At 62.9% G+C, this 24329-nt stretch carries 23 protein-coding genes and 1 pseudogene; 11 read left to right on the top strand and 13 right to left on the bottom strand.

Annotated features, from left to right (window positions below):
* Nucleotides 1–14 precede the first annotated feature (14 nt).
* The 5 genes from metW to JN756_RS30155 all read right to left on the bottom strand — a co-directional run bounded on the left by metW (nucleotide 15) and on the right by JN756_RS30155 (nucleotide 4052).
* Nucleotides 15–635, bottom strand: a complete 621-nt coding sequence (metW, locus tag JN756_RS30175) for a methionine biosynthesis protein MetW (RefSeq protein WP_017845011.1) — start codon at nucleotides 633–635, stop codon at nucleotides 15–17.
* A gap of 7 nt (nucleotides 636–642) precedes the next feature.
* Entirely contained in the window at nucleotides 643–1782 is a 1140-nt protein-coding gene (metX, locus tag JN756_RS30170; RefSeq protein WP_046381757.1) for a homoserine O-succinyltransferase MetX, read from the bottom strand.
* Between the two features lie 104 nt (nucleotides 1783–1886).
* Complete coding sequence (locus JN756_RS30165; protein WP_017845009.1) at nucleotides 1887–2474, bottom strand: YggT family protein; 588 nt, start codon at nucleotides 2472–2474, stop codon at nucleotides 1887–1889.
* A gap of 39 nt (nucleotides 2475–2513) precedes the next feature.
* A complete protein-coding gene (proC, locus tag JN756_RS30160; protein ID WP_017845008.1) occupies nucleotides 2514–3332 on the bottom strand; it encodes a pyrroline-5-carboxylate reductase in 819 nt (272 codons plus the stop codon).
* 33 nt (nucleotides 3333–3365) lie between these two features.
* Nucleotides 3366–4052, bottom strand: a complete 687-nt coding sequence (locus tag JN756_RS30155) for a YggS family pyridoxal phosphate-dependent enzyme (protein ID WP_017845007.1) — start codon at nucleotides 4050–4052, stop codon at nucleotides 3366–3368.
* A 57-nt stretch (nucleotides 4053–4109) separates the two neighbouring features.
* On the opposite strand from JN756_RS30155, the gene JN756_RS30150 reads away from it, so the two are divergent.
* Nucleotides 4110–5144 (top strand): type IV pilus twitching motility protein PilT, encoded by a 1035-nt coding sequence (locus JN756_RS30150; RefSeq protein ID WP_046381759.1) that lies wholly within the window; start codon nucleotides 4110–4112, stop codon nucleotides 5142–5144.
* 75 nt (nucleotides 5145–5219) lie between these two features.
* On the opposite strand, the gene JN756_RS30145 is transcribed toward JN756_RS30150, so the two are convergent.
* Entirely contained in the window at nucleotides 5220–5855 is a 636-nt protein-coding gene (locus JN756_RS30145) for a C40 family peptidase (protein ID WP_046381760.1), read from the bottom strand.
* 250 nt (nucleotides 5856–6105) lie between these two features.
* Between JN756_RS30145 and JN756_RS30140 the strand changes: the two genes are divergently transcribed.
* Nucleotides 6106–6534, top strand: a complete 429-nt coding sequence (locus tag JN756_RS30140) for a TM2 domain-containing protein (protein ID WP_017845004.1) — start codon at nucleotides 6106–6108, stop codon at nucleotides 6532–6534.
* Between the two features lie 133 nt (nucleotides 6535–6667).
* Here the strand turns inward: JN756_RS30140 and JN756_RS30135 are convergent, their stop codons facing one another.
* The 7 genes from JN756_RS30135 to gshB form a co-directional block, all read right to left on the bottom strand.
* A complete protein-coding gene (locus tag JN756_RS30135) occupies nucleotides 6668–7939 on the bottom strand; it encodes a dihydroorotase (RefSeq protein WP_057003953.1) in 1272 nt (423 codons plus the stop codon).
* On the bottom strand, nucleotides 7936–8940 hold the full coding sequence (locus JN756_RS30130) for an aspartate carbamoyltransferase catalytic subunit (protein WP_017845002.1): 1005 nt from the start codon (nucleotides 8938–8940) through the stop codon (nucleotides 7936–7938). Before JN756_RS30130 ends, JN756_RS30135 begins: the two co-directional genes overlap by 4 nt.
* A 24-nt stretch (nucleotides 8941–8964) precedes the next feature.
* Nucleotides 8965–9471: a bifunctional pyr operon transcriptional regulator/uracil phosphoribosyltransferase PyrR gene (pyrR, locus tag JN756_RS30125; protein WP_017845001.1), complete on the bottom strand. Its 507-nt coding sequence runs from the start codon at nucleotides 9469–9471 to the stop codon at nucleotides 8965–8967.
* Between the two features lie 84 nt (nucleotides 9472–9555).
* Nucleotides 9556–9993, bottom strand: coding sequence for a Holliday junction resolvase RuvX (gene ruvX, locus JN756_RS30120; protein ID WP_005792259.1), 438 nt, complete (start codon nucleotides 9991–9993; stop codon nucleotides 9556–9558).
* Nucleotides 9993–10562 (bottom strand): YqgE/AlgH family protein, encoded by a 570-nt coding sequence (locus JN756_RS30115; protein ID WP_017845000.1) that lies wholly within the window; start codon nucleotides 10560–10562, stop codon nucleotides 9993–9995. The genes ruvX and JN756_RS30115 overlap by 1 nt, the downstream gene beginning before the upstream one ends.
* Before the next feature lie 197 nt (nucleotides 10563–10759).
* Nucleotides 10760–11665 (bottom strand): energy transducer TonB, encoded by a 906-nt coding sequence (locus tag JN756_RS30110; RefSeq protein ID WP_017844999.1) that lies wholly within the window; start codon nucleotides 11663–11665, stop codon nucleotides 10760–10762.
* A 77-nt stretch (nucleotides 11666–11742) separates the two neighbouring features.
* Nucleotides 11743–12696 (bottom strand): glutathione synthase, encoded by a 954-nt coding sequence (gene gshB / locus JN756_RS30105; protein WP_057003952.1) that lies wholly within the window; start codon nucleotides 12694–12696, stop codon nucleotides 11743–11745.
* 239 nt (nucleotides 12697–12935) lie between these two features.
* On the opposite strand from gshB, the gene pilG reads away from it, so the two are divergent.
* The 9 genes and pseudogenes from pilG to JN756_RS32520 form a co-directional block, all read left to right on the top strand.
* Nucleotides 12936–13343 carry a twitching motility response regulator PilG gene (gene pilG, locus JN756_RS30100; protein WP_010564379.1) on the top strand — a complete coding sequence of 136 codons (408 nt, stop codon included), beginning with the start codon at nucleotides 12936–12938 and terminating at the stop codon, nucleotides 13341–13343.
* A gap of 46 nt (nucleotides 13344–13389) precedes the next feature.
* Nucleotides 13390–13755: a twitching motility response regulator PilH gene (gene pilH, locus JN756_RS30095; RefSeq protein ID WP_017844997.1), complete on the top strand. Its 366-nt coding sequence runs from the start codon at nucleotides 13390–13392 to the stop codon at nucleotides 13753–13755.
* Nucleotides 13756–13767: 12 nt separating this feature from the next.
* A complete protein-coding gene (locus JN756_RS30090; protein WP_169863666.1) occupies nucleotides 13768–14292 on the top strand; it encodes a chemotaxis protein CheW in 525 nt (174 codons plus the stop codon).
* Nucleotides 14289–16340, top strand: a complete 2052-nt coding sequence (locus tag JN756_RS30085; RefSeq protein WP_046381764.1) for a methyl-accepting chemotaxis protein — start codon at nucleotides 14289–14291, stop codon at nucleotides 16338–16340. The genes JN756_RS30090 and JN756_RS30085 overlap by 4 nt, the downstream gene beginning before the upstream one ends.
* Before the next feature lie 162 nt (nucleotides 16341–16502).
* Nucleotides 16503–22322, top strand: coding sequence for an Hpt domain-containing protein (locus JN756_RS30080; protein ID WP_108524877.1), 5820 nt, complete (start codon nucleotides 16503–16505; stop codon nucleotides 22320–22322).
* On the top strand, nucleotides 22315–22770 hold the full coding sequence (locus tag JN756_RS30075; protein WP_017844993.1) for a chemotaxis protein CheW: 456 nt from the start codon (nucleotides 22315–22317) through the stop codon (nucleotides 22768–22770). Before JN756_RS30080 ends, JN756_RS30075 begins: the two co-directional genes overlap by 8 nt.
* Before the next feature lie 376 nt (nucleotides 22771–23146).
* Nucleotides 23147–23530, top strand: a complete 384-nt coding sequence (locus JN756_RS30070) for a polymorphic toxin type 44 domain-containing protein (RefSeq protein ID WP_082643803.1) — start codon at nucleotides 23147–23149, stop codon at nucleotides 23528–23530.
* A complete protein-coding gene (locus JN756_RS30065) occupies nucleotides 23508–23927 on the top strand; it encodes a hypothetical protein (RefSeq protein WP_046381766.1) in 420 nt (139 codons plus the stop codon). Before JN756_RS30070 ends, JN756_RS30065 begins: the two co-directional genes overlap by 23 nt.
* Nucleotides 23928–23983: 56 nt before the next feature.
* Nucleotides 23984–24085, top strand: a pseudogene (locus JN756_RS32520) (DUF6124 family protein); the annotation flags it as partial.
* Nucleotides 24086–24329: the final 244 nt, after the last annotated feature.

Genomic DNA, 24329 nt, shown 5'->3' with positions numbered 1-24329 from the left:
TTCCTCGAAAATAGTTAGACGGCGATCTTGTGGTCTGTCAGGCCCGGGCTGCTGACCCGGTAAATCCCGATTTCACCCAACAGGTTGGGCCATAGTTTACTCGCCCAGCCGTGGCGGTGCTGTTGATCGACGGCAAGGCGGTTGATCACCTTGGCTTCCCGCTCGCCACACAGGGCTTCGAAGTCTTCGAAGGTGCAAAAGTGGATGTTCGGAGTGTTGTACCACGTGTACGGCAGGAAATCCGACACCGGCATGCGGCCCTTGGTGGCCAGGTACCAGCGGCAGCGCCAGTGACCGAAGTTGGGGAAGGTGATGATGCACTGGCGGCCGACGCGCAGCATTTCGTCGAGGATGCGGTCTGGGTAATGCACCGCCTGCAGGGCCTGGGTCATCACCACGACGTCGAAGCTGTTGCTGGCAAAGTTGCCCAGGCCCTTGTCCAGGTCCTGCTCGATCACGTTGATGCCCTTGGCCACGCACTCGGCGATGTTGTCCGGGTCGTTTTCCAGGCCATAGCCGGTGACTTGCTTGTTGTCGCGCAGCCAGCTCAGCAGTTCGCCATTGCCGCAGCCAAGGTCGAGCACGCGGCTGCCGGCGGGTATCCAGTCTTGGATGATTTCCAGGTCGGCTCTCATGGCGTTCTCACAGAGTTATGCGGTTCATGTAGTTACTGAACGCCTGCAGATAACGAGGAATCGGGATCAGGAAGGCGTCGTGGCCTTGCGGAGCATCGATTTCCAGGTAGCAGACGTCTTTCTTCGCCGCCATCAAGGCATCCACCAGTTCCCGCGAGCGGGCCGGCGAGAAGCGCCAGTCGGTGGTGAACGACATCACGCAGAACTTGGCCGACGCGCCCTCGAAGGTTTTCGCCAGGTCGTCGTCGAAGTTGGCGGCCGGGTCGAAGTAGTCCAGGGCCTTGGTCATCAGCAGGTAGGTGTTGGCGTCAAACCGCCCGGAGAACTCTTCGCCCTGATAGCGCAGGTAGCTTTCCACCTGGAACTCGACGCTGTGGAAATCGTAGTTGAGTTTCTCGCTCTTGAGGCCGCGGCCGAATTTCTCGCCCATGGAATCGTCGGACAGGTAGGTGATATGCCCAACCATCCGCGCCAGCATCAAGCCGCGCTTGGGGATCACGCCGGCTTCCTGGAACGAGCCGCCGTGGAAGTCCGGGTCGGTCAGGATCGCCTGGCGCGCCACTTCGTTGAAGGCGATGTTCTGCGCCGACAACTTGGGGGCCGAGGCGATGGCCAGGCAATGGCGCACGCGATCGGGGTAAGTGATGGTCCACTGCAGGGCCTGCATGCCGCCGAGGCTGCCGCCGATCACGGCGGCCCATTGCTGGATGCCCAGCCGGTCGGCCAGGCGCGCCTGGCTGTGGACCCAGTCTTCTACGGTCAGCACCGGGAAGTCGGCGCCGAAGGGCTTGCCGGTTTCCGGGTTGAGGCTGCTGGGGCCGGTCGAGCCGTTGCAGCCGCCGAGGTTGTTCAGGCTGACCACAAAGAACTTGTTGGTATCGATGGGCTTGCCGGGGCCGATGCAGCTGTCCCACCAGCCGGGCTTGCGCTCGTCGACGCTGTGGAAGCCCGCGGCGTGATGATGGCCGGACAAGGCGTGGCAGATCAGCACGGCGTTGCTCGCCGTGGCGTTCAACTGGCCGTAGGTTTCATAGATCAGGTCGTAGGCTGGCAGCGAACGTCCGCAGGCCAGGGCCAGCGGTTCGCTGAAGTGCGCCATTTGGGGCACGACCAGTCCAACAGAATCGGGGGGAAAGGCAGCTGGCATCGACCCTGCTCTCGTTTAAATGAGGCGTAAGTCTAAAGACCGCTGCCCCTAGCGGCAAGCAAAGGCCGGAGGTTATCCGGCCCTGACACGCAAGCGGGGCTGAATCAGATCAGCCCGAACAGCTCTTTGGGCATGAATGCATAGAACGCCAGGCGCGGGATCACCCAGCTTTGCAGGAGCTGGATCGCGATAAACGCGAAGATCGGCGAGATGTCCAGACCGCCCAGGTTGGGGATCAACCGGCGGAACGGCGCCAGCACCGGTTCGGTGATCTGCGCGACCAGCTCGGCCCCAGGGCTGCGGCTGCCGGGTGCGACCCACGAGAGGATCACGCTGATGATCATCGACCAGAAGAGGATCTTCAAAAACAGCGAGAAAACCCCGATCAGCGCCCATGGCAGCAGCAGCAGGGTCAAGGCCTGGTAGCCGTTGAGCATCAGGATCACCGCGAACAGCAGGATCTGCAGCAGCAGCGCCAGCACCAGCGAGGACATGTCCAGCCCGAACAGGCTCGGGATCACCCGGCGCAGGGGCTTGAGCAGCGGCTGGGTGGCCTTCACCACGAACTGGCACAGCGGGTTGTAGAAGTTCGCCCGCACCAGTTGCAGGATAAAGCGCATCAGCACGATCAGCAGGTACAGGCTGCCCAGGGTCTGGATGATGAAAATGGCAGCGTCATTGATTCCGAGCATGTTCGATTCCTATCTAGTCCAGTTGCAGGTTGGGGACGACTATTTGCCCAGTTGCTCGGCCATCTCGGCCGAACGATGTGCCGCGGCACCCAGTGCTTTTTCCACCAGGGCTTCGAAGCCCCCGGCCTGGAACGATTCAATGGCGGCTTGCGTGGTGCCGCCGGGGGAGGTCACGCGGCGGCGCAGTTCGGCGGCATCCACGTCGCTGGTCACGGCCATCTGCGCGGCTCCCAGGGCGGTTTGCGCGGCCAGTTGCTCGGCGATGTCCCGGCTCAGGCCCAGTTTCACGCCGGCGGCGGTCATGGCTTCGATCAGCAGGAAGAAGTAGGCCGGGCCGCTGCCGGAGACGGCGGTCACCGCGTCCAGTTGCTCTTCCTGTTCCAGCCACAGGGCGATGCCCACGGCGGACAGCAGTTCCTGGGCCTGGTCGCGCTGTTCGGCGCTCACCTGGGCGGTGGCATACAAACCGCTCACGCCTTTGCGCAGCAGCGCCGGGGTGTTGGGCATGCAGCGCACGATGGGCTGGGCGCCGAGCCAGCGGTTCATGCTGGCGCAGGTGATGCCGGCGGCGATGGACACCACCAACTGGTGCGGCTGCAGGCTCGGGCGCAGGCTTTCGCACACGGCTTTCATGGCTTGCGGCTTGACCGCCAGCACGATCACGTCGACGCCCTGGATGGCCTCGGCGTTGTCGGCGAAGGTGTCGATACCGTGTTCGGCGCTGACGCGGGCGCGGGTTTCGGCGCCCGGATCGCTGGCGCGGATCTGTTGGGCTTGCAGGCCCTTGGCCCGCAGGCCGCCGATCAGGCTGGCCGCCATGTTGCCGGCGCCGATAAAGGCAATACGCGTGTTGCTCATGACAGGTCCTTATTCAGTGGGAAGTCGGCCATTTCACGGCTGACCGTAGTCGCGGGCGCCAAACAGGGCGGTACCGATCCGCACCCAGGTGGCGCCTTGGGCGATGGCCGACTCGAGGTCGTGGCTCATGCCCATGGAAAGTGTGTCGAGCGGCAGGTTCAAACTGGCCTGCAGGTCGCGGACGGCGGCGAACGCTGCATCCTGTGCGGCGCGGTCTTCGGTCGGTTCAGGGATCGCCATCAAACCGCGCAACTTCAAGCGCGGCAGGGCGCTGATCGCGTTGGCCAGCGCCGGCAGGTCGGCGGGCGTGCAGCCGGACTTGCTGGCTTCGCCACTGACGTTGACCTGGATGCAGATGTTCAGCGGCGCCAGGTCGGCCGGGCGTTGTTCGGACAAGCGTTGTGCGATTTTCAGGCGGTCCACGGAATGCACCCAAGCGAAGTTCTCGGCGATCGCGCGAGTCTTGTTCGATTGAATGGGGCCGATGAAGTGCCAACTCAAGGGCAGGTCGGTTAATTCGGCCTGTTTGCCCAAGGCTTCCTGCAGGTAGTTTTCGCCGAAATCGCACATCCCCGCGGCATAGGCTTCGCGCACGGCTTGCGCGGGCTTGGTCTTGCTCACGGCCAGCAGGTGGATGCTGTTTGCGTCACGTTGCACGGCGTCGGCTGCGGCGCGGATGCGCTGGCGAACCTGGCCAATGTTGTCTGCTATCGTCGACATTCAAGATGCGCCCGTGGATATGGAGTCCGCGGCATTCTACTGGAAATGGAAAGCCCTATGGATATCACTGAATTACTCACGCACAGCGTGCGCCGGGGCGCCTCCGACCTGCACCTGTCGGCCGGCCTCGCACCGATGCTGCGGATGGATGGCGAGGTCTGGTCCCTGGATGGGCCAGTGCTGTCACCCACGCACGTGGCGGATTTGCTCAGCCCTTTGCTCAACCAGTACCAACAAAAGGATTTCGAAACATCTCTTGAAACGGATTTCGCCTTCGAACTGCCCGGTGTCGGGCGATTCCGGGTGAATGTGTTCCAGCAGGCGCGTGGCATGGGCGCGGTGTTTCGCAACATCCCCGCCCAGGTCCAGAGCCTGGAAAACCTCGGGTTGGGCGCGGTGTTCCAACGTATCGCCCAACTGCCGCGCGGCCTGGTGCTGGTGACCGGGCCCACCGGCTCGGGCAAGTCGACCACCCTGGCGGCGCTGATCGATCACCTCAACCAGCACCGGCGCCAGCACATCCTCACCTTGGAAGACCCCATCGAGTTCATCCACCAGCCCTGCCGGGCCCTGATCAACCAGCGCCAGGTGCACCGCGACACCCACAGTTTTTCGGCGGCCTTGCGTTCGGCACTGCGGCAAGACCCGGATGTGATCCTGGTGGGTGAACTGCGTGACCTGGAAACCATCCGCCTGGCGCTGACGGCGGCTGAGACCGGGCATCTGGTCTTCGGCACCCTGCACACCGCGTCGGCGGCCAAGACCGTGGATCGCCTGGTGGACGTGTTTCCGGCGGGAGAAAAGCCCATGGTCCGCTCGATGCTCTCGGAGTCGCTGCAGGCGGTGGTGTCCCAGGTGTTGGTCAAGAAGATCGGCGGCGGGCGCGTGGCGGCCCATGAAATCATGCTGTGTACGCCCGCCATTCGCAATTTGATCCGCGAAGACAAGGTGGCGCAGATCGTATCGGCGATTCAGACCGGTGGCGCATCGGGGATGCAGACGTTGGATATGCGCTTGAAGGCCTTGGTCACGCAGGGCGTGATCAGCCGGGAGGCGGCGCGGGAGAAGGCGAGGGTGCCGACAGACATATGAGATCTTGTGGGCAATGAAATCAAATGAGGGAGGGGGCAAGCCCCTCCCACATGGGTACTGTATTCCAGCTTCAGATCAGCGTTGGACGATCCGCAGGTTGTTCTGTTCTTTCGGCAGAACCCGCTTGGCGATCACGTAGTTCTTGTCCCAGAACGGCTTCTTCAGGGTATCGATGCTGACCGACTTGCCACGGCGCGGTGCGTGGATAAAGCGGTCGTTGCCCAGGTAGATGGCAACGTGGTTAACCCGGCGGCTCTTCAGTTTGAAGAACAGCAGGTCGCCCGGCTTCAAGTCCTTGCGGTCAACCTTCTGCCCGTGGCCGGCGGCCATGGCGTTGGAGGTGCGTGGCAAATCCACCGCGGCAACGTCGTTGAATGCATATTTTACCAGGCCGCTGCAGTCGAACCCTTTACTTGGGCTGCTGCCGCCCCAACGATAAGGTGTACCGAGCACATTCACGGCGCGGCTGAGGACGGTGCTGCTTTGCTTGGTGTTACCCGCCATCAGGCCGGGTGTTGCCTTACCGTGGGCCTTGCTCAGTTGAGTCGGGCGGCTGACGGTAGGCTTTACGGATTTGGCCGTGCTGGGTGTGCTGTGGACTTTCGGGGTGAAGCCGTTGACGTTAGGAAGTCGTTGCTCACGATTGGTGGCGTGGGCGGCCAGTGGCATTAATAGGCAAATGGTTAGCCATGTCTTGAAAAATGGTCGCATTAGGCGTGGCTCTTATGGGTTTGCGCGCAACTTTATAACAGCTTTTTGTGTCGTTCTCAGGCCGTTTGTCGACTGAACCTTGGGGTCAAACTCAGGAAATACGCGACGAATCGCCGCAATTGTCCTACACAAGTCAGGTGGCATCAGGCTTTCAGGGGAGCGAAGATACCATCGGCCATACGTCGGGTGCATGTAAAAAAGTCACAAAGAAAGTGAAAAAATTTATCTATCGCAGCAAAAGAGGTACGCCATGAACACCTATCGACAGGATGTTTCGCAGCAAGACACCCACAGCAAGGTGATCGGTTACCTGCTCTGGATTTTTGGTTTTACCGGGGCGCATCGCTTCTATTACGGCAAACCCGTCACCGGGACGATCTGGTTTTTCACGTTGGGCTTGCTGGGTATTGGCTGGCTGATCGACTTGTTCCTGATTCCGGCGATGGACCGTGAAGCCGACCTGCGTTTTACCGCCGGCCCGATCGAATACAACGTGGCCTGGATTCTGTTGGCGTTTCTCGGGGTGTTCGGTGTACACCGGATGTACCAGGGCAAATGGATCACCGGCCTGCTGTACCTGCTGACCGGCGGCCTGTTCCTGGTGGGGGTGCTGTATGACTTCTGGACGTTGAATACGCAGATATCGATCCGTAACGCCGAGCTAAGAGGCGGGCGCTGATCTCTCAAGCTCTATAGAGAACCCAATGTGGGAGGGGGCTTGCCCCCGATGGCGGTGGACCAGTCAGCTTATCTGTAGCTGACCCACTGCTATCGGGGGCAAGCCCCCTCCCACATTTTTTACCGAGCCCGCTTTAGGCCTGGTAGCTGATGCGTCCGTCCACCAGGGTGTAGCGCACGCTCGCCGGCAGGCTATGGCCGATGAACGGGCAGTTTTCGCCCTTGGACAGCCAGTGCTCGCCGGCAATCGTCGAGCTGGCCGGATCGAACAGCACCAGGTCTGCCGCCGCCCCCACCGCCAACTTGCCCGCTGGCAGGCGCAAGGCTTCGGCAGGGCCTGCACTCAGGCGCGCCAGCAGCGTCGGCAGGTCGAGCAAGCCATCCTCCACCAGCGTCATCGCCAACGGCAGCAACAGCTCGACGCTGCTGATACCCGGCTCGGTCGCGCCGAACGGTGCCAGCTTGGCATCGCGCTCGTGGGGCTGGTGATGGCTGGAAATCGCCGACACCACACCGGACTTCACCGCCGCGCGCAAACCCTCGCGGTCGGCACGGGTGCGCAGCGGCGGTTGTACGTGATACAGGCTGGAGAAGTCGATCAGCGCCTCGTCCGTCAGGATCAACTGATACAGCGCCACGTCCGCCGTCACCGGCAACCCACGGGCCTGGGCCTGGGCGATCAGGGCGACGCCGCGGGCGCTGGTCAGTTGGCTGAAGTGCGCGCGCACGCCGCTTTGTTCCACCAGCAGCAGATCGCGGGCCAGGGCCACGGTTTCCGCGGTCTCCGGGATGCCCGGCAGGCCGAGGAAGCTGGCCACGGCGCCTTCATGGGCCAGGCCGCCTTCGGCCAGGTCGCGGTCCTGGGAGTGGAAGATCACCGTCAGGTCGAAGGTGGCCGCGTATTCCAGGGCACGGCACAGCGTGCGGGTGCTGCGGAAACTCTCCAGGCCGTTGCCGAAGGCCACGCAACCGGCATCGCGCAGCGCGATCAGTTCGGCCAGTTGCTCGCCTTCCAGGCCTTTGCTCAGGGCGCCGATGGGGAACACTTTGCAATTGCCGGCTTCGCGGGCGCGGTCGAGGATCAGCTCGGCCACGGCCGAGGTGTCCAGCACCGGTTTGGTGTGCGGCGGGCAGCACAGGCTGGTGACGCCACCGGCGGCGGCGGCGCGGGTTTCGCTGGTGATGTTGCCTTTGCGGCTGTAACCCGGCTCGCGCAGGGCGACGTTCAGGTCGACCAGGCCAGGCGCGGCCACCAGGCCCTTGGCGTCGAGGGTCTCACTGGCGCTGAAGCCAGCGGGCGCAGCGCCGATGGCGATGATCTTGCCGGCTTCCAGATGAAGATCGGTGACTTGATCCAGGCCACTGGCCGGATCAATGACGCGGGCGCCGAGAATGCTGAGCTTCACTGGGCCTTCTCCTGCTCGAATTGACGTTGCGCGGTTTGCCCGCTCATGGCCATGGACAGCACCGCCATGCGTATGGCGATGCCGTAGGTCACCTGGTTGAGAATCACCGACTGGTTGCCGTCGGCCACCGCCGATTCGATCTCCACCCCTCGGTTGATCGGCCCCGGGTGCATCACGATGGCATCCGGCTTGGCTCCGGCCAGACGCGTGGTGGTCAGGCCGAACAGGCGGTAGAACTCGCCTTCGCTCGGCAACAGGCCACCGGACATGCGTTCGCGTTGCAGGCGCAGCATGATCACCACGTCCACATCCTTGAGGCCTTCGGTCATGTCGGTGTAGACCTTCACGCCGTACTGCTCGATGCCGATCGGCAGCAGGGTTTTCGGCGCGATCACGCGGATATCCGGGCAACCCAGGGTTTTCAGGGCCAGCATGTTCGAGCGCGCTACCCGCGAGTGCAGGATGTCGCCGACGATGGCCACCGAAAGGTTTTCAAAGCTGCCTTTGTGCCGACGGATGGTGAGCATGTCGAGCATGCCCTGGGTCGGGTGGGCGTGACGGCCGTCGCCGCCGTTGATGATCGCCACCTGCGGGCAGACGTGCTCGGCGATGAAGTGCGCGGCGCCGGAGTCGCCGTGGCGCACCACGAACATGTCGGCGGCCATCGCTTCAAGGTTGCGCAGGGTGTCGAGCAGGGTCTCGCCCTTGCTCGCCGACGAGGTCGACACGTTCAGTGTGATCACGTCGGCCGACAGGCGCTGGGCCGCCAGTTCGAAGGTGGTGCGGGTGCGCGTGGAGTTCTCGAAGAACACATTGCAGATGGTCTTGCCGCGCAGCAGCGGGACCTTCTTCACCGCGCGGCCACCGACTTCGAGGAACGAGTCGGCGGTGTCGAGGATTTCGGTGAGCAGTTCGCGGGGCAAACCGTCGAGGGACAAGAAGTGTTGCAGCTGGCCCTGAGCATTGAGCTGCAGCGGGCGCTTGGCATCTAGAGGCGTCATCGCGGGGACTCTTTACAAGGCGGGTTAAAGGGCAAGGTCTTGCAGTTCGAGTACGAGCGGCGTGGGACCGGACAATTTTACCCGCTGCTGGGCTGAAAGCGACAGGGTCGCGCCGACCACATCCGGGCTGATCGGCAGCTCGCCGGCGTCCAGGTCCAGCAGGCAGACCAGGGTCACGCTGGCGGGGCGGCCGTAGTCGAACAGCTCGTTCAGCGCGGCACGGACGGTGCGGCCGCTCATCAGCACGTCGTCGATCAGCACCAGGTGCTGGCCTTCGATCTCGAACGGCAGGGCCGACGGGCGCACTTGCGGGTGCAGGCCGTTCTGGCTGAAGTCGTCGCGGTAGAAGGACACATCCAGCGTACCCAGCGGCGAATCGTTGCCCAGCTCTTGCAGCAGCGCCTGGGCCACCCACACGCCACCCGTGCGAATGCCGATGAAGCGCGGCTCGCTGATGCCACGGTGTTTCAGGTGGGCCTTGAGGCGAATCGCCATCTGGCTGATCAGTTCGGCGGGGTTTGGCAGGCTCATGGTCGCTCCTTCAAGGCCTTGCGCGGCAGGGTTTGCCAGCAAGGACCGGGCTCAAACGTAAAAAGACGCGGCAAGCCGCGTCAGTCAGGATTCAAATAACGCGGTGTTTTCATCCAGCCAACCCTGCAACAGCAAGGCCGCGGCGATGGCGTCCACCGGGTTGTCGCGGTAGCTGCCTTTCTGCCCGCCACGGTCGCGGCGCTCACCCTTGGCTTCGAAGGTCGTCAGGCGCTCGTCGTGGGTATAAAAAGGCAGGTTGTAGCGGCCGTTGAGGCGGCGCGCGAACTTTTCGGCGCGCAGGCACATGTCGCTGGGGGTGCCGTCCATGTTCAAGGGCAGGCCGACCACCACCGCGTCGGGCTTCCACTCCTTGATCAGGGCTTCGACCTGGTTCCAGTCCGGTATGCCGTTCTGGGCTTTCAAGGTACACAGCTCGCGGGCCTGGCCAGTGATGACCTGGCCGACAGCGACGCCGATCTGTTTGGTGCCGTAGTCAAAACCGAGGATCAGACGCAAGGCCATCAGGCGTGCCCCGCCTGGCTGGTCAGCAGGCTGAGGTTGACCCGCAGCTTGGCCGCGGCCGCGTCCAGGCGCAGCTCGGCGGCAGTGTTGAACAGAATGTCGGCATCGTAGGGGCAGGTCAGCCAGGCGTTACTGGCCAGCTCGGCCTCCAGTTGCCCGGCTTCCCAGCCAGCGTAGCCGAGGGTGATCACGCTCTGTTCGGGGCCGACGCCGTCGGCGATGGCGAACAACACATCCTGGGATGTGGACAGCGACACGCCGTCGAGGTCCACCGTGGCCTGGAATTTCGGCCCGGTCGGGTGCAGCACAAAGCCGCGATCGGTCTGCACCGGCCCGCCGATATAGATCGGCACGCCCTGGCAGCGGGCTGGCGGGTCGATCTCCGGGCGCAGTTGCTCGAGGATATCGGCCAGGTTCAGCTCTTGCGGGCGGTTCACCACCAACCCCATGGCACCATTGGCCGTGTGCTCGACAATGTAGGTCAAGGTCTGCGCAAAGTTCGGGTCGGCCATATGGGGCATGGCGATCAGGAATTGGTGCTTGAGGTAGGTCGGGCTGACATTTTTCATGTCCGCTAGTGTGGCGTTGGAGGGGCGAACTGACAAGCTGGGAGTGATCCGAATACAGCGCCGCCGCCTTTTCTGTAGGAGCGAGCTTGCTCGCGAAAAACGCCAACGATAACGAAGTGCTCCAGGTAGAACCGCGTCGCTCTCAAGTTTTTCGCGAGCAAGCTCGCTCCTACAGTGATTGGTGTTGATTGGGGTTATCAGTTGCTGGACAGGCGATCGCCCTTGGCAAACCGCCAGGTGCGGATGATTTCCAGGCGGTCCACGTCATTCAGGTCGCCGCTGAACGGCGCAAAGGGCGCGGCCAGGCGCACGATGCGCTGGGCGGCCTGGTCCAGCAGCGGCTGGCCGGACGATTCGAGTACCTGCACTTCATATAACGTGCCGTCGCGGTTGATCGACACCAGCAAGCGCAAATTGCCATAAATCTGCTGGCGGCGGGCCTCGTCCGGGTAGTTGAGGTTGCCGATGCGTTCGACCTTCTTGCGCCACTCGTCCTTATACCAGGCGCCTTTGTCGCGCATGGTGGACGCCGCGTTCAGGCGGTAGATGCGCGGGCGCTTGGCGTACAGCTGTTGCTCATTGGCCAGTTCGGCTTCGAGGCTGGAGATCTGGTCGGAGAGCTGCGAGCTGTCGAAGGTCGGCGCCGGCTTGACGGGCTCGGGTCGCGGTTCGGTCTTGGTTTTCTCGCGCTGGGTCGCGGCTTTTTGCGGTTTCGGCGCGACGGTGGTCACCACAGGCTTGGGCGCGGCCTGGGGGACTTCGGGCTTGGGCGTCGGTGGCGGGGAGACTTTATTTACCTTGTTGTCCTGGAACGGCGCCACTTCGGTGGTCTTGGGCACGGCTTTCTTGTCCAGCGTGCCGCTGCCTTGCTGATTGTCCTGGGCGAGAAAATCGGCCTTCTCGGGCTTCTTTTCGCTCTTGAACGTGGCGAGGGTGATTTCCAGGGTCTTGGTGATTTGCTTGGGTTCGACCATGGTGAAACCCACGCCGAGGATCAGCGCCAGGTGGATCAATGCCGCGAGAAACAGGGTAAATCCGAGCCGATCAGCCGGGCGCACGCCGCTGGGGGAGGGTTCGAAGGGCAGATCGGACGGGAGTGTCATGACAAGAAAACCAACATCGCGTGTTTCACAGGTGGCGCATGATAACGCAATGTTGGCGGGTGTCCGGCTGTTCTATGTCACTTGGCTTGTAGCTTGCGCTCAATCGCGGCCATCAGCATTTCGCCGATGTTCGTGCCAAATGCATTGTCGATCTCGCGAATACAGGTCGGGCTGGTGACGTTGATTTCGGTGAGGTGTTCACCAATTACGTCGAGGCCTACGAACAGCAAACCTTTTTCCCGCAGGGTCGGGCCGACCTGGGAAGCAATCCAGCGGTCCTTGTCCGACAAAGGCCGGGCTTCGCCACGACCGCCGGCCGCCAGGTTGCCGCGGGTCTCGCCGGCTGCCGGGATGCGTGCCAGGCAATAGTCCACCGGTTCGCCGTCGATCATCAGGATGCGCTTGTCGCCGTCCTTGATCGCCGCCAGATAAGCCTGCCCCATGATCTGCTGGGTGCCCAGGGCGGTCAGGGTTTCGAGGATCACCGACAGGTTCGGGTCGCCGGCGCGGTGGCGGAAGATCGAGGTGCCGCCCATGCCGTCCAGCGGTTTGAGGATCACATCGCCGTGCTTGGCGGCGAATTCGCGCAGCACATCGGCGCGGCGGCTGACCACGGTCGGCGGCGTGCAGTGCGGGAACAGCGTGGCGAACAGCTTCTCATTGCAGTCGCGCAGGCTCTGCGGCTTGTTGACGATCAGCACGCCGGCGCGCTCGGCTTGCTCCAGCAGGTAGGTGGAGTAGACGAATTCCATGTCGAACGGCGGGTCCTTGCGCATCAGGATCACGTCCAGGTCGCTCAGGGGGCTGTCGATTTCGTCTTGCAGCTCGAACCACTTTTCAGGGTTGGCGAACACCTCGAGCGGACGCATCCGCGCACGCGCCTCGCCGCCGCCCTGGTAAAGGTCGCGCTGTTCCATATAGAACAGGCTCCAGCCGCGGGCCTGGGCGGCCAGGAGCATGGCCAGCGAGCTGTCCTTTTTATAGGAAATGCTGGCGATAGGGTCCATGACAATGCCGACGCGAACGCTCATGGGGGATTTCCTCTAGCAAATTAGGGCGCATAAAAGTGGCGTCAGAGTGGCGCTGCGACTGTTGTGGGTCAAGGAAAAACCACCTGGCGGGTCGCTCGATAGATTGCTCCACGAGACTGTGCTAAAAAGACTGCCACGGCGCAGCAGCCCCTGAATTCCAAGGCTTGTGACGCTCATCCTGGGCAGTATCAGGCCGTACACACCGAAAACCGATTCGCTGTGGCGATGGTAGAGCAGATATGGAACAGCATTCCAACGCCTTGAGAGTGATGGTGATCGACGATTCGAAAACGATCCGCCGCACCGCCGAAACCCTGTTGAAGAACGTGGGCTGCGATGTCATCACGGCCATCGATGGTTTCGATGCCCTGGCCCGGATTGTGGATCATCACCCGCACATTATCTTTGTCGACATCATGATGCCGCGCCTGGATGGCTATCAGACGTGCGCCCTGGTGAAGAACAACCCGGCGTTCAAGTCGATCCCGGTGATCATGCTGTCTTCCAAGGACGGCCTGTTCGACAAGGCCAAGGGGCGTATCGTCGGTGTCGATCAGTTTTTGACCAAGCCTTTCAGCAAGGAAGAACTGCTGGGCGCGATCAAGGCCTACGTGCCGGGTTTCGCCGCAGTAGAACAAGCACACTGACGCAACCTCACAAGGGCGTGCGTCTTCCAATGTAGTGGGGAAAACCATGGCACGTGTTCTGATCGTCGACGATTCGCCGACCGAAATGTACAAACTGACCGGCATGCTGGAAAAGCACGGTCATCAGGTCTTGAAAGCGGAAAACGGTGCCGACGGCGTGGCCCTGGCCCGCCAGGAAAAGCCCGACGCGGTCTTGATGGACATCGTGATGCCGGGCCTCAATGGCTTCCAGGCCACCCGCCAGCTGTCCAAGGAGCGGGAAACCAATGGCATCCCGATCATCATCATCACCACCAAGGACCAGGAAACCGACAAAATCTGGGGCGCGCGCCAGGGCGCCAAGGATTACCTGACCAAGCCGGTGGACGAAGCCACGCTGATCGCCACCCTGAACAAGGTCTTGGCCCGCTGACGGCACGCCATCATGACCGAGTCGCTAACCGCCTTCGAGCTGCTGCTGGACATCGACCGCCGCTGTCGCCTGCTGGCCGCTGACCTGCCGTCCCAGGAAACCCGCCTGCAAGGCTGGAGCGGGATCGGCTTTCGCGTGGGCGAACAGTGGTTTGTCGCGCCCATGCGCGAAGTCGCCGAAGTGCTGCATGAGCCGCGCTGCACTTTAATGCCCGGGGTCAAGACCTGGATCAGAGGAGTCGCTAACCTGCGTGGGCGCCTGCTGCCGGTGATGGATCTCGGCGGGTTCCTCGGCCATGCGCTGTCCAAGGCAGACAAGCAGCGGCGGGTATTGGTCGTGGAATACCAGGACATATTTATCGGGCTGCTGGTGGACGAGGTGGTGGGTATGCAGCATTTCGCACAAGACGCCTTGTTGTCCAGCGCCACCCCCGGCGTGCCCTTTATCAGTGGCCGGTTCGACGCTGATCAGCAGTGGCAGGTCTTCAGCCCCTTCGCTCTGGCCCAGGCCCCTGGCTTCATGGATGTTGCCGCATGACCACCGCTACCACACCCAAACCCCAGGCAGGCTCACGCAGCCGCTCGCAGATCATCGTGCTGTTTATTGCGCTGATCGTGTTCATCATGTTGCTGTTCGCCAACTTCGCGTACCTCAACACCCAGTCCACCTACGACAAGCAGTACATCGGCCACGCCGGCGAGTTGCGGGTGCTGTCCCAGCGTATCGCCAAGAACGCCACCGAAGCCGCCGCCGGCAAGGCCGCGGCGTTCAAGTTGCTGGCGGAAGCGCGCAATGACTTTGCCCGGCGCTGGGGTTACCTGAAAAAGGGCGACCCGGACACCGGCCTGCCCGCCGCGCCCAGTGCGGTACGTGCAGAGATGCGGGCGGTGCAGACCGATTGGGAAGCGCTGCTGAAAAACACCGACGCGATCCTCGCCAGCGAACAGACCGTGCTGTCGTTGCATCAAGTTGCCGCAACCCTGGCCGAAACCGTGCCGCAACTGCAGATGGAATCGGAAAAGGTCGTGGATATCCTGCTGCAACGCGGCGCCCCGGCCAGCCAGGTGGCCTTGGCCCAGCGCCAGTCGCTGCTGGCCGAGCGGATCCTGGGGGCGGTCAACACCGTGCTGGCCGGTGACGAAACCGCCGCGCAGGCCGCCGATGCCTTTGGCCGCGATGCCAACCGCTTCGGCCAGGTGCTCACCGGCATGCTCCAGGGCAACCCCGGGCTGCGCATCACCCAGGTCGAGGACCACGACGCACGGGCGCGCCTGGCGGAAATCGCCGAACTGTTCGAGTTTGTCTCCGGCTCCGTGGACGAGATCCTCGAAACCTCGCCGCAACTGTTCCAGGTCCGGGCCTCGGCGAGCAATATTTTCAACCTCTCGCAAACCCTGCTCGATGAAGCCTCGCACCTGGCCACCGGCTTTGAAAACCTCGCCGGCGGGCGCAGCTTCGACACGATCGGCGGCTATGTGCTGGGCTTGCTGGCGCTGGCCTCGATCATCCTGATCGGCCTGGTGATGGTCCGCGCCACCAACCAGCAACTGCGGGAAACCGCCGAGAAGAACGAGCGCAACCAGAACGCGATCATGCGCCTGCTGGATGAAATCGAAGACCTGGCCGACGGCGACCTCACCGTGACGGCCTCGGTGACTGAAGACTTCACCGGCACCATCGCCGACTCCATCAACTATTCCGTGGACCAACTGCGCGACCTTGTCGCTACCATCAACCTCACCGCCGGCCAGGTCGCCGGCGCGGTGCAGGACACCCAGGCCACCGCGATGCACCTGGCGCAGGCCTCGGAGCATCAGGCCCAGCAGATCGCCGAGGCCTCCACCGCGATCAAGCAGATGGCCCAGTCGATCGATCAGGTGTCGGCGAACGCGGCTGAATCCTCGGCGGTGGCCGAGCGCTCGGTGGAAATCGCCAACAAGGGTAATGAAGTGGTACACAACACCATCCACGGCATGGACAACATTCGCGAGCAGATCCAGGACACCGCCAAGCGCATCAAGCGCCTGGGCGAGTCGTCCCAGGAGATCGGCGACATTGTCAGCCTGATCGATGACATCGCCGACCAGACCAACATCCTTGCGCTCAACGCCGCGATCCAGGCAAGCATGGCCGGGGATGCCGGGCGCGGCTTCGCGGTGGTTGCCGATGAAGTGCAACGCCTGGCCGAACGCTCCTCGGCGGCCACGCGGCAGATCGAAACCCTGGTGCGGGCGATCCAGGCCGACACCAACGAAGCCGTCATCTCGATGGAACAGACCACTACCGAAGTGGTGCGCGGCGCACGGCTGGCCCAGGACGCCGGGGTGGCGCTGGAAGAGATCGAAGGCGTGTCGAAAACCCTGGCGGCGCTGATCCAGAGTATTTCCAACGCGGCGCAGCAACAGACGTCGTCGGCGGGGCAGATCTCGCTGACCATGAACGTCATCCAGCAGATCACCAGCCAGACCTCATCGGGCTCGACTGCCACCGCCGAGAGCATCGGCAACCTGGCGAAAATGGCCAGCCAGCTGCGCCGCTCAGTATCGGGCTTCACCCTCCCGGCTGCTAAGCAGGCTGATGATTGAAATGCAATCCAAATGTGGGAGGGAGCTTGCTCCCGATGGCAGTGGGTCAGTCAATGAATCAGGTGACTGATACACCGTCATCGGGAGCAAGCCCCCTCCACATGTGATCTCGCTCTTTGTTTCAAGAACACCAGCAACTCATGAATTCTAAGCGGAGCAGTTATGGTTGATCGGCACGACTACGTGGCCCTCGAATGGGTCAAGGGCGACATTGCCGAAACCCTGAAACAGGCCCGTTCGGCGCTGGACGCGTTTGTCGAAACCACCGACAACGACACCCTCGGCGACTGCCTGGCGTGCATCCATCAAGTGCATGGCGCTTTGCAAATGGTCGAGTTCTACGGCGCGGCGCTGCTCGCCGAAGAAATCGAAGCCCTGGCTCTGGCCCTGCAGGCCGGGCGCGTCAGCCAGCGCGATGAAAGCATCCGCCTGCTACAACAAGCCCTCGGCCAATTGCCGCTGTACCTGGACCGCATCCACAGCGCGCGCCGCGACTTGCCGCTGGTGGTGTTGCCGCTGCTCAACGACCTGCGCAGTGCGCGCGGCGAAAGCCTGTTGTCCGAAACCAGCCTGTTCAGCCCGCAACTGCTGTCGATTGCGCCGTTGTCCGAAGAAACGCTGGCGCAACGCGCGCCGCCGGACCTGAACGAGCAGGTGCGCCAGTGGCACTTGCTGCTGCAGCAAGCCCTGGCCGGGTTGCTGCGCGAAGATCACGGCCCGAGCAACCTGGAAGACATGGCGCGGGTCTTCGCCCGCCTCGAAGCGCTGTGCCAGGGCGCGCCGCTGTTGCCGCTGTGGCAAGTCACCTCGGCGCTGGTCGAGGGCATGTTGACCGGCGTGATCGCCAACAGCCCGGCGCTGCGCAGCCTGCTCAAGGCCAGCGACAAGCAACTCAAGCGCCTGCTCGTCCAGGGCATTGGCGGCATCAACCAGCCGGCGCCGGATGAACTGCTCAAGAGCCTGCTGTTCTACGTCGCCAAAGTCACCCGGCCAACGCCGCGCATGCAAAGCCTGAAAGAACGCTACGGCCTCGATGAAGCCTTGCCCGACAGCGCCGTGGTCGATGCCGAACGGGCGCGCCTGGCCGGGCCGGACCGCAATGCGATGGGCTCGGTGCTCGGCGCGTTGTGCGAGGAGCTGGTGCGGGTCAAGGAACGCCTCGACCTGTTCGTGCGCAGCGACCGTCAACACACCAGCGACCTCGATGCGCTGTTGGCGCCGCTGCGGCAAATCGCCGATACCCTCGCGGTGCTGGGCTTTGGCCAGCCGCGCAAAGTCATCATCGACCAGCTTGCGGTGGTGTTGAGCCTGGCCCAGGGCCAGCGCGAACCCAACGATGCGGTGCTGATGGATGTCGCCGGCGCGTTGCTCTACGTCGAAGCCACGCTGGCCGGGATGGCGGGCACGGTCGAGCCGGAAAACCGCGAAGAAAGCCGCCTGCCCACCACCGACCTGACGCAGATTCATCAGTTGGTGATCCGCGAGTCCTGCCAGTGCCTCAAGCAAGCCAAAGAGCTGGTGATCGACTGCATCGACGCCCAGTGGGAGCGCCAGCGCCTGGAGTCCCTGCCGGAGCTGTTGAGCCAGGTGCGCGGCGCCCTGGCGATGATTCCACTGCCACGCGCAGCGAGCCTGATGCGCGGTTGCACCGATTACGTCGATGAACAACTGATGATCAACGACGCAGTGCCGTCCGCAGAGCAGTTGGAGCATTTCGCCGACGTGATCAGCGGCCTGGAGTATTACCTGGAACGCATGCTCCAAGACCCCGACGCCGCTGGCGAACGGGTGCTGGAGCTGGCCACCCGGGGCCTGGCCGCGCTGGGTTACCTGCCTGCCGAAAAGCCCTGGCGCCAGGCGCTGGTGGCGCCGGATGGCGCGCTGTCGAGCGAGAGCACGCCGAGCCAGTCCCAGTTCGACGCGCTGGCCAATCCCGCTTCGCGCTTGAACCCGCCCGCCCTGCAACGCCCCGGCAGCCTGCTGCCACCGCCGGCCGGTGAAGAGCCGATCGACGACGAACTGCGTGAAGTGTTCCTCGAAGAGACCGCCGAAGTCCTCGAGGTGCTGCACCACCATCTACCGAGCGGCGTCGATAAAACCGCCCTCGGCGAAATGCGCCGAGCCTTCCACACCCTCAAAGGCAGCGGCCGCATGGTGCGGGCCCTGGTGCTGGCGGAACTGGCCTGGGCCGTCGAGAACCTGCTCAACCGCGTGCTGGAGCGCAGCGTGGCCGCCGGCCCCGAGGTGCAACAGGTGCTGGATGAAGCAGTGGCCCTGCTGCCGGAACTGATCGCCGACTTCGCCGCCGGTGCCCAGCGCCAGCGGGACGCGGTCGACGCCCTGGCCGCGCGCGCCCACGCGTTGGCCAGCGGCACTGCTGTGGCGGCTGCCGAACCCCATGACCCGATGCTGCTGGAGATCTTCCGCAACGAAGTCCAGAGCCACCTCGACAGCCTCAACCATTTCCTGCGCCAGGCCGCCGAGCATGTGCCGCTGCAAGTCAGCGATGAGCTGCAACGCGCCTTGCACACCCTCAAAGGCAGCGCCTACATGGCCGGCGTGCTGCCGATCGCCGAACTGGCGCGCCCGCTCGATCACCTGACCCGCGAGTACAAGGCCCACCGCCTGCCGTTGGACCTGGATGAAGTGGAACTGCTGCTGGAGGCCGAGGGCCTGTTCCAACGGGGCTTGCGCCAGTTGAACGGCGACCCGCTGATGCCGATCCAAGGGGCCGCCGACCTGATCGGTCGCACCCAAAGCCTGCTCGATCAGCAGCTTCAAGCCCAGCTCGAAGCGCCGAGCACCGGGCTGCGGATCAAGCGTGATCCGCAGTTGATCAACAACTTCCTGGCCCAGGGCATGGACATCCTGCTCGACGCCGAAAGCCTGCTGCGCCGCTGGCAACAACACCCCGGCGAACGCCAGGAACTGACCGCGCTGCTGGATGAATTGACCACCCTGGGGCAGGGCGCGCACCTCGCCGACCTGCACGCCATCGACGAACTGTGCGAAGCCCTGCTCGACCTTTACGGCGCCGTGGAAGAAAGCAGCCTGGCGGTCAGCGAGCGGTTTTTCCAGGAGGCCGAACAGGCCCACGAAGCGCTGATCAACATGCTCGACGAACTGGCCGCCGGCCAGGAAATCAGCCCGGCCCCGACGCGCATGCAAGCCTTGCGCGAGCTGCTGGATGGCGCCCTCGATCCGTCCGCCACCGGCCTGATCAAAAGCGACGGCAGCCGTGCGCTGAGCATCTCCGAACTGGGCGCCGCGACGGCCCGCCTGGATCGGCACGCGGTGGTAGATGATGAGATCGTCGAGATCTTCCTCGAAGAAGCCGTGGATATCCTCGACAGCGCCGGGCAATCCCTCAAGCGCTGGTTGCTGGAACCCGAGGGCGTAGCGCCGTTGACCTCGTTGCAGCGCGATATGCACACCCTCAAGGGCGGCGCGCGCATGGCCGAAATCGGGCCGGTCGGCGACCTTGCCTACGAGCTGGAAGGCCTTTACGAAGGCCTGGCGGACCGCCGCTACAGCTATTCCGGCGAGCTGTCCCAGGTACTGATGTCCAGTCATGAGCACTTGGCGTTGCAGTTGGACCAGTTGCAAGAGCATCAGGCGCTGAGCGATTCCAGTGAGTTGATCGCCAAAGTCCGGGCGTTGCGCCACAGCGGCCCGCCCGCAGCGCCGGCCGCGGCCGCGCATACCTTGGGCATCGACCCTGAATTGCTGGATATCTTCCTCGAAGAAGCTGCCGACATTCTCGACAGCTCGGGCGCGGCGTTGCTGCGCTGGCAGGCTGAGCCCCATAACCGCCAGGAAGTCGAAACCCTGCTGCGCGACCTGCACACCCTCAAGGGCGGTGCGCGCATGGTCGAGATCGGCCCGATCGGCGACTTGGCCCATGAGCTGGAGTTTCTCTACGAAGGCTTGTCCTCCGGTTTGCTCGTGGCGTCCTCTGAGTTGTTCGCCTTGCTGCAAGGTTGTCACGACCGCCTGGCGCAGATGATCGATGCGGTGGCGGCGGGCTTGCCGGTGGGCTCGGTGGACAAACTCATCGAGCGCATCAAGAGCCTGGTCCACCCCAGCGATGAGCCGGTGGCGGCGGTGGCGTTGGTGACGGGCAAGGCCGAAGCGGCTGTCGAACCGACGGCCGACATGGTGAAAATCTCCGCCGACCTGCTGGACGACCTAGTCAACCTGGCCGGTGAAACTTCGATCTTCCGTGGCCGAATCGAACAGCAGGTCAACGACGCGCAGGTTGCCCTCAACGAGGTGGAAACCACCCTCGAGCGCATGCGCGACCAACTGCGTCGGCTCGACAGCGAAACCCAGGGCCGCCTCTTCAGCCGTCAGCAGGCCGAAGCCGAGCGCTTGGACTATGACGAATTCGACCCGCTGGAAATGGACCGTCATTCACAGTTGCAGCAACTGTCCCGGGCGTTGTTCGAGTCTGCCTCCGACTTGCTCGACCTCAAGGAAACCCTCGAACGCCGCAACCAGGATGCCCACGACCTGTTGCAGCAACAGGCGCGCATCAACACCGAATTGCAAGAAGGCCTGATGCGAACGCGCATGGTGCCCTTTGAACGCATGCTGCCGCGCCTCAAGCGCATCGTGCGCCAGGTCGCGCAGGAGTTGGGCAAGGACGTGGAATTCGTGGTCGGCAATGCCGAGGGCGAGATGGACCGCAACGTGCTGGAACGCATGGTCGCGCCGCTGGAACATATGCTGCGCAACGCCGTCGATCACGGCCTGGAGTCCCGCGAGGCGCGGCTGCTGGCCGGCAAGCCCGAGAAGGGCCGCGTCACCCTGGACCTGACCCACGAAGGCGGCGATATCGTCTTTGACCTGCGCGACGACGGTGCCGGCGTGTCTCTGGATGCGGTACGGCGCAAGGCGATCAAGCGCGGCCTGCTCGCCGCTGATCAAGAGATCAGCGACCATGACGTGTTGCAGTTCATCCTGCAGCCGGGGTTCTCCACCGCGGAAAAGATCACCCAGATTTCCGGGCGTGGCGTGGGCATGGACGTGGTGCATGAAGAAGTGCGACAGCTTGGCGGCTCGATGTTTATCGATTCGATACCGGGGGCGGGCGTGCATTTTCGTATTCGCCTGCCGTTCACCGTGTCGGTCAACCGTGCGCTGATGGTGCAGTGCGCGGACGATCAATACGCGATGCCGCTCAACACCATCGAAGGCCTGGTGCGTGTGCTGCCCCATGAGCTGGAAGGGCACTATCAACTGGACCCGCCGCGTTATGAATACGCCGGCCAGCGCTATGAGCTGTTTTACCTCGGCGACCTGCTGCACACGGTCGCCCGCCCGAAACTGCTGGGCCAGTACCAACCGCTTCCCGTGCTGTTGGTGCAGTACAACGAACGGCACGTGGCGGTGCAGGTGGACAGCATGGCGGGGAGCCGGGAAATCGTGGTCAAGGGCCTGGGGCCGCAGTTTGCCGGGGTGAAGGGGCTCTCCGGGGCGACCATTCTCGGCGATGGCCGCGTGGTCTTGATCATCGACCTGCTCGCCCACATCCGCGCCCGGCAACCGGCCTTGCCGGCGCAGGTGGTGGATGTCCCGCTGCTGCTCAACGCGCCGCTGAAAAAGCGCCCGCTGCTGGTGCTGGTGGTGGACGACTCGGTCACCGTGCGCAAAGTCACCAGCCGCCTGCTCGAGCGCAACGGCATGAACGTCCTCACCGCCAAGGACGGCATCGACGCCATGGCCGTGCTGGAAGAACACACCCCGGACCTGATGCTGCTGGACATCGAAATGCCGCGCATGGACGGTTTCGAAGTGGCCATCCAGGTGCGCAACGACCCACGGCTGATGCGCTTGCCGATCATCATGATCACCTCCCGCACCGGCCAGAAACACCGCGACCGCGCCATGGCCATCGGCGTCAACGACTACCTCGGCAAGCCGTATCAGGAGTCGGTGCTGCTGGAAAGCATCGCCTATTGGAGCAAGTCCCATGCTTGACCACCGCACCAGCCAACTCACCGGCCTGCTCCTGCCCCTCGCCGACCGCCACCTGGTGCTGCCCAACGTCGCCATCGCTGAACTGATCGACTTCCAGCGCGGCGAACCGGCCAGCGACGCACCGCCCTGGTACCTGCGGCAAGTGACCTGGCGCGACCGGCAATTGCCGCTGATCAGCTTCGAAGCGGCCTGCGGTGAAGCCAGCGTGACCGGCGAGCGCTCGCGCATCGTCGTGCTGAACGCCCTGGGCGGGCGGCCGTCATTGAAGTTCATTGCGATGGTGATCCAGGGGATTCCCCGCTCCTACAAACTCGATAGCCAGTTGAGCTACGTGGATGTGCCGCTGTGCCCGCTGGAACTGGCGGCGGTGCAGGTGGGGGAGCATGTGGCGAAAGTGCCGGATTTGATGGGGTTAGAAGCCCTGCTGGTTGAATCCGGCCTGGCCTGAACATAAGCCTTGCGATGATCCCGATGTGGGAGGGGGCTTGCTCCCACACAGGTTAGCGTTGAGCGCACTGATGTCAGAATTGAATGTTGTTTATGTAGGCAAGTTCTTTGCCTGGATTGGACAGGTTTTCCGGCCTGAATGGGACTCCCTTTTGGGGACCGCTATTTAAAAGACACCGCCGAACAAATGTGGGAGGGGGCTTGCCCCCGATGGCGGTGTCTCAGTATCTGTAACTGAGCCACTGCCATCGGGGGCGAGCCTCTGTCGGAATGGGATGTTGTTTATGTAGGCAATTTCTTTACTTTGATTGGGCAGGTTTTCTGGCCTGAGTGGGATGCCAATTTCAGCACCCCTCACTGCCAACAAGGACCGGCACATGGCCGTACCGTTAATGCCGCCTGGTGTTTCACTTCTAGAAAATATGGCAATAGCCAAATGCAAGCGTGTTCATCTCCAGTCAGGCTCGGCGTTCGCCTACTCCTGGTTTTATTCTCAGGTCAGAGCTGCCGGGCCATGGAACTACAAGAAGCGAGGGCGCCAATACGAGGCTTTTGGTAACTTCAATTACGGTGCAACTGGTACGGTGTTGGGCAGTCCTGAGCACGTGTTGCTGCGCGCCGCTGGTGTTGCTCAGACCATCGCAAAAACCACCCATCCGGATTTTGGATCATGGTGGGGAGGTGATCCTTTTGGTGATGACCCGCGAGATCAATATTGGATAAGGAGAGGTATTGAGTATGCGATTTCTCAAGGCCACTGAAGGCTTCATACCGATCCTGCGTAACTGCCTGTTAGTGGTCTGCCTGATTTATATCGCGGGCAGTTGGGTCATGTCGCCCGGGACACCGGATCTGGATGAGGTGGTGTTGAAACATTCCTTGGGCAACGGCACCTCAATCTACGGCGCGCGGGATGGGCAGGGTGGTGCGACGGTGGGCTTTTCCTACAGGTACTACGTTCATAAGGACCTGGGGAGTGATCAGGAAATACTCACAGGGTTGGTGTCGGCTCATCCATTTCTGAAAACCAAAGAACCCGATGTGCAAGTAAGTGAGCATGAGGGCGTGCTTCGGTTGGATATTCAGGGGGGCGTGTATGAGTACAACAGCTACGCCCTCGAAGGTCTTGGAGCGGTCAAGGTGGTGATGGAGTTGTGATGAGTCAGCGTTCGGATTCTTCCTGCAATATTTTGCGCCCTGCATGAACGTGTCGCTCGCAGCGCGCAATCATGCTCGGAATCCAGCAAATGGCGGCTTTGGGGCAGTTGCTGGTCGACAGAGCGCGGGATCAAGTCAGCCCTTCTCCAGCATCTTGAAACGTTCCCAAACAGCGACTGATCACTCCCTTTTGGGGACCGCTATTTAAAAGACATCACCGAACAAATGTGGGAGGGGGCTTGCCCCCGATGGCGGTGTGTCAGTCTCAGTATCTGTAACTGAGCCACTGCCATCGGGGGCAAGCCCCCTCCCACACAGGTTAGCGCTCGTCTTCAGAGCTCAATCAATCCGCTGCTCCCAATGCTCGGCCTGCCACAAGTCGTAGGCGCTCGCCCGCACCCT

The sequence above is a fragment of the Pseudomonas sp. Y39-6 genome (assembly GCF_023651955.1).
Classification (GTDB): Bacteria; Pseudomonadota; Gammaproteobacteria; order Pseudomonadales; family Pseudomonadaceae; genus Aquipseudomonas; species Aquipseudomonas veronii.
This window is presented reverse-complemented; position numbering and strand designations above follow the sequence as displayed.

What these genes read in the sequence shown, in the direction of transcription:
- metW (WP_017845011.1), bottom strand. Translation starts at nt 635, where the DNA reads ATGAGAGCCGACCTGGAAATCATCCAAGACTGGATACCCGCCGGCAGC.
- metX (WP_046381757.1), bottom strand. Translation starts at nt 1,782, where the DNA reads ATGCCAGCTGCCTTTCCCCCCGATTCTGTTGGACTGGTCGTGCCCCAA.
- JN756_RS30165 (WP_017845009.1), bottom strand. Translation starts at nt 2,474, where the DNA reads ATGCTCGGAATCAATGACGCTGCCATTTTCATCATCCAGACCCTGGGC.
- proC (WP_017845008.1), bottom strand. Translation starts at nt 3,332, where the DNA reads ATGAGCAACACGCGTATTGCCTTTATCGGCGCCGGCAACATGGCGGCC.
- JN756_RS30155 (WP_017845007.1), bottom strand. Translation starts at nt 4,052, where the DNA reads ATGTCGACGATAGCAGACAACATTGGCCAGGTTCGCCAGCGCATCCGC.
- JN756_RS30150 (WP_046381759.1), top strand. Translation starts at nt 4,110, where the DNA reads ATGGATATCACTGAATTACTCACGCACAGCGTGCGCCGGGGCGCCTCC.
- JN756_RS30145 (WP_046381760.1), bottom strand. Translation starts at nt 5,855, where the DNA reads ATGCGACCATTTTTCAAGACATGGCTAACCATTTGCCTATTAATGCCA.
- JN756_RS30140 (WP_017845004.1), top strand. Translation starts at nt 6,106, where the DNA reads ATGAACACCTATCGACAGGATGTTTCGCAGCAAGACACCCACAGCAAG.
- JN756_RS30130 (WP_017845002.1), bottom strand. Translation starts at nt 8,940, where the DNA reads ATGACGCCTCTAGATGCCAAGCGCCCGCTGCAGCTCAATGCTCAGGGC.
- pyrR (WP_017845001.1), bottom strand. Translation starts at nt 9,471, where the DNA reads ATGAGCCTGCCAAACCCCGCCGAACTGATCAGCCAGATGGCGATTCGC.
- ruvX (WP_005792259.1), bottom strand. Translation starts at nt 9,993, where the DNA reads ATGGCCTTGCGTCTGATCCTCGGTTTTGACTACGGCACCAAACAGATC.
- JN756_RS30115 (WP_017845000.1), bottom strand. Translation starts at nt 10,562, where the DNA reads ATGAAAAATGTCAGCCCGACCTACCTCAAGCACCAATTCCTGATCGCC.
- JN756_RS30110 (WP_017844999.1), bottom strand. Translation starts at nt 11,665, where the DNA reads ATGACACTCCCGTCCGATCTGCCCTTCGAACCCTCCCCCAGCGGCGTG.
- gshB (WP_057003952.1), bottom strand. Translation starts at nt 12,696, where the DNA reads ATGAGCGTTCGCGTCGGCATTGTCATGGACCCTATCGCCAGCATTTCC.
- pilG (WP_010564379.1), top strand. Translation starts at nt 12,936, where the DNA reads ATGGAACAGCATTCCAACGCCTTGAGAGTGATGGTGATCGACGATTCG.
- pilH (WP_017844997.1), top strand. Translation starts at nt 13,390, where the DNA reads ATGGCACGTGTTCTGATCGTCGACGATTCGCCGACCGAAATGTACAAA.
- JN756_RS30090 (WP_169863666.1), top strand. Translation starts at nt 13,768, where the DNA reads ATGACCGAGTCGCTAACCGCCTTCGAGCTGCTGCTGGACATCGACCGC.
- JN756_RS30085 (WP_046381764.1), top strand. Translation starts at nt 14,289, where the DNA reads ATGACCACCGCTACCACACCCAAACCCCAGGCAGGCTCACGCAGCCGC.
- JN756_RS30080 (WP_108524877.1), top strand. Translation starts at nt 16,503, where the DNA reads ATGGTTGATCGGCACGACTACGTGGCCCTCGAATGGGTCAAGGGCGAC.
- JN756_RS30075 (WP_017844993.1), top strand. Translation starts at nt 22,315, where the DNA reads ATGCTTGACCACCGCACCAGCCAACTCACCGGCCTGCTCCTGCCCCTC.
- JN756_RS30070 (WP_082643803.1), top strand. Translation starts at nt 23,147, where the DNA reads ATGGCCGTACCGTTAATGCCGCCTGGTGTTTCACTTCTAGAAAATATG.
- JN756_RS30065 (WP_046381766.1), top strand. Translation starts at nt 23,508, where the DNA reads ATGCGATTTCTCAAGGCCACTGAAGGCTTCATACCGATCCTGCGTAAC.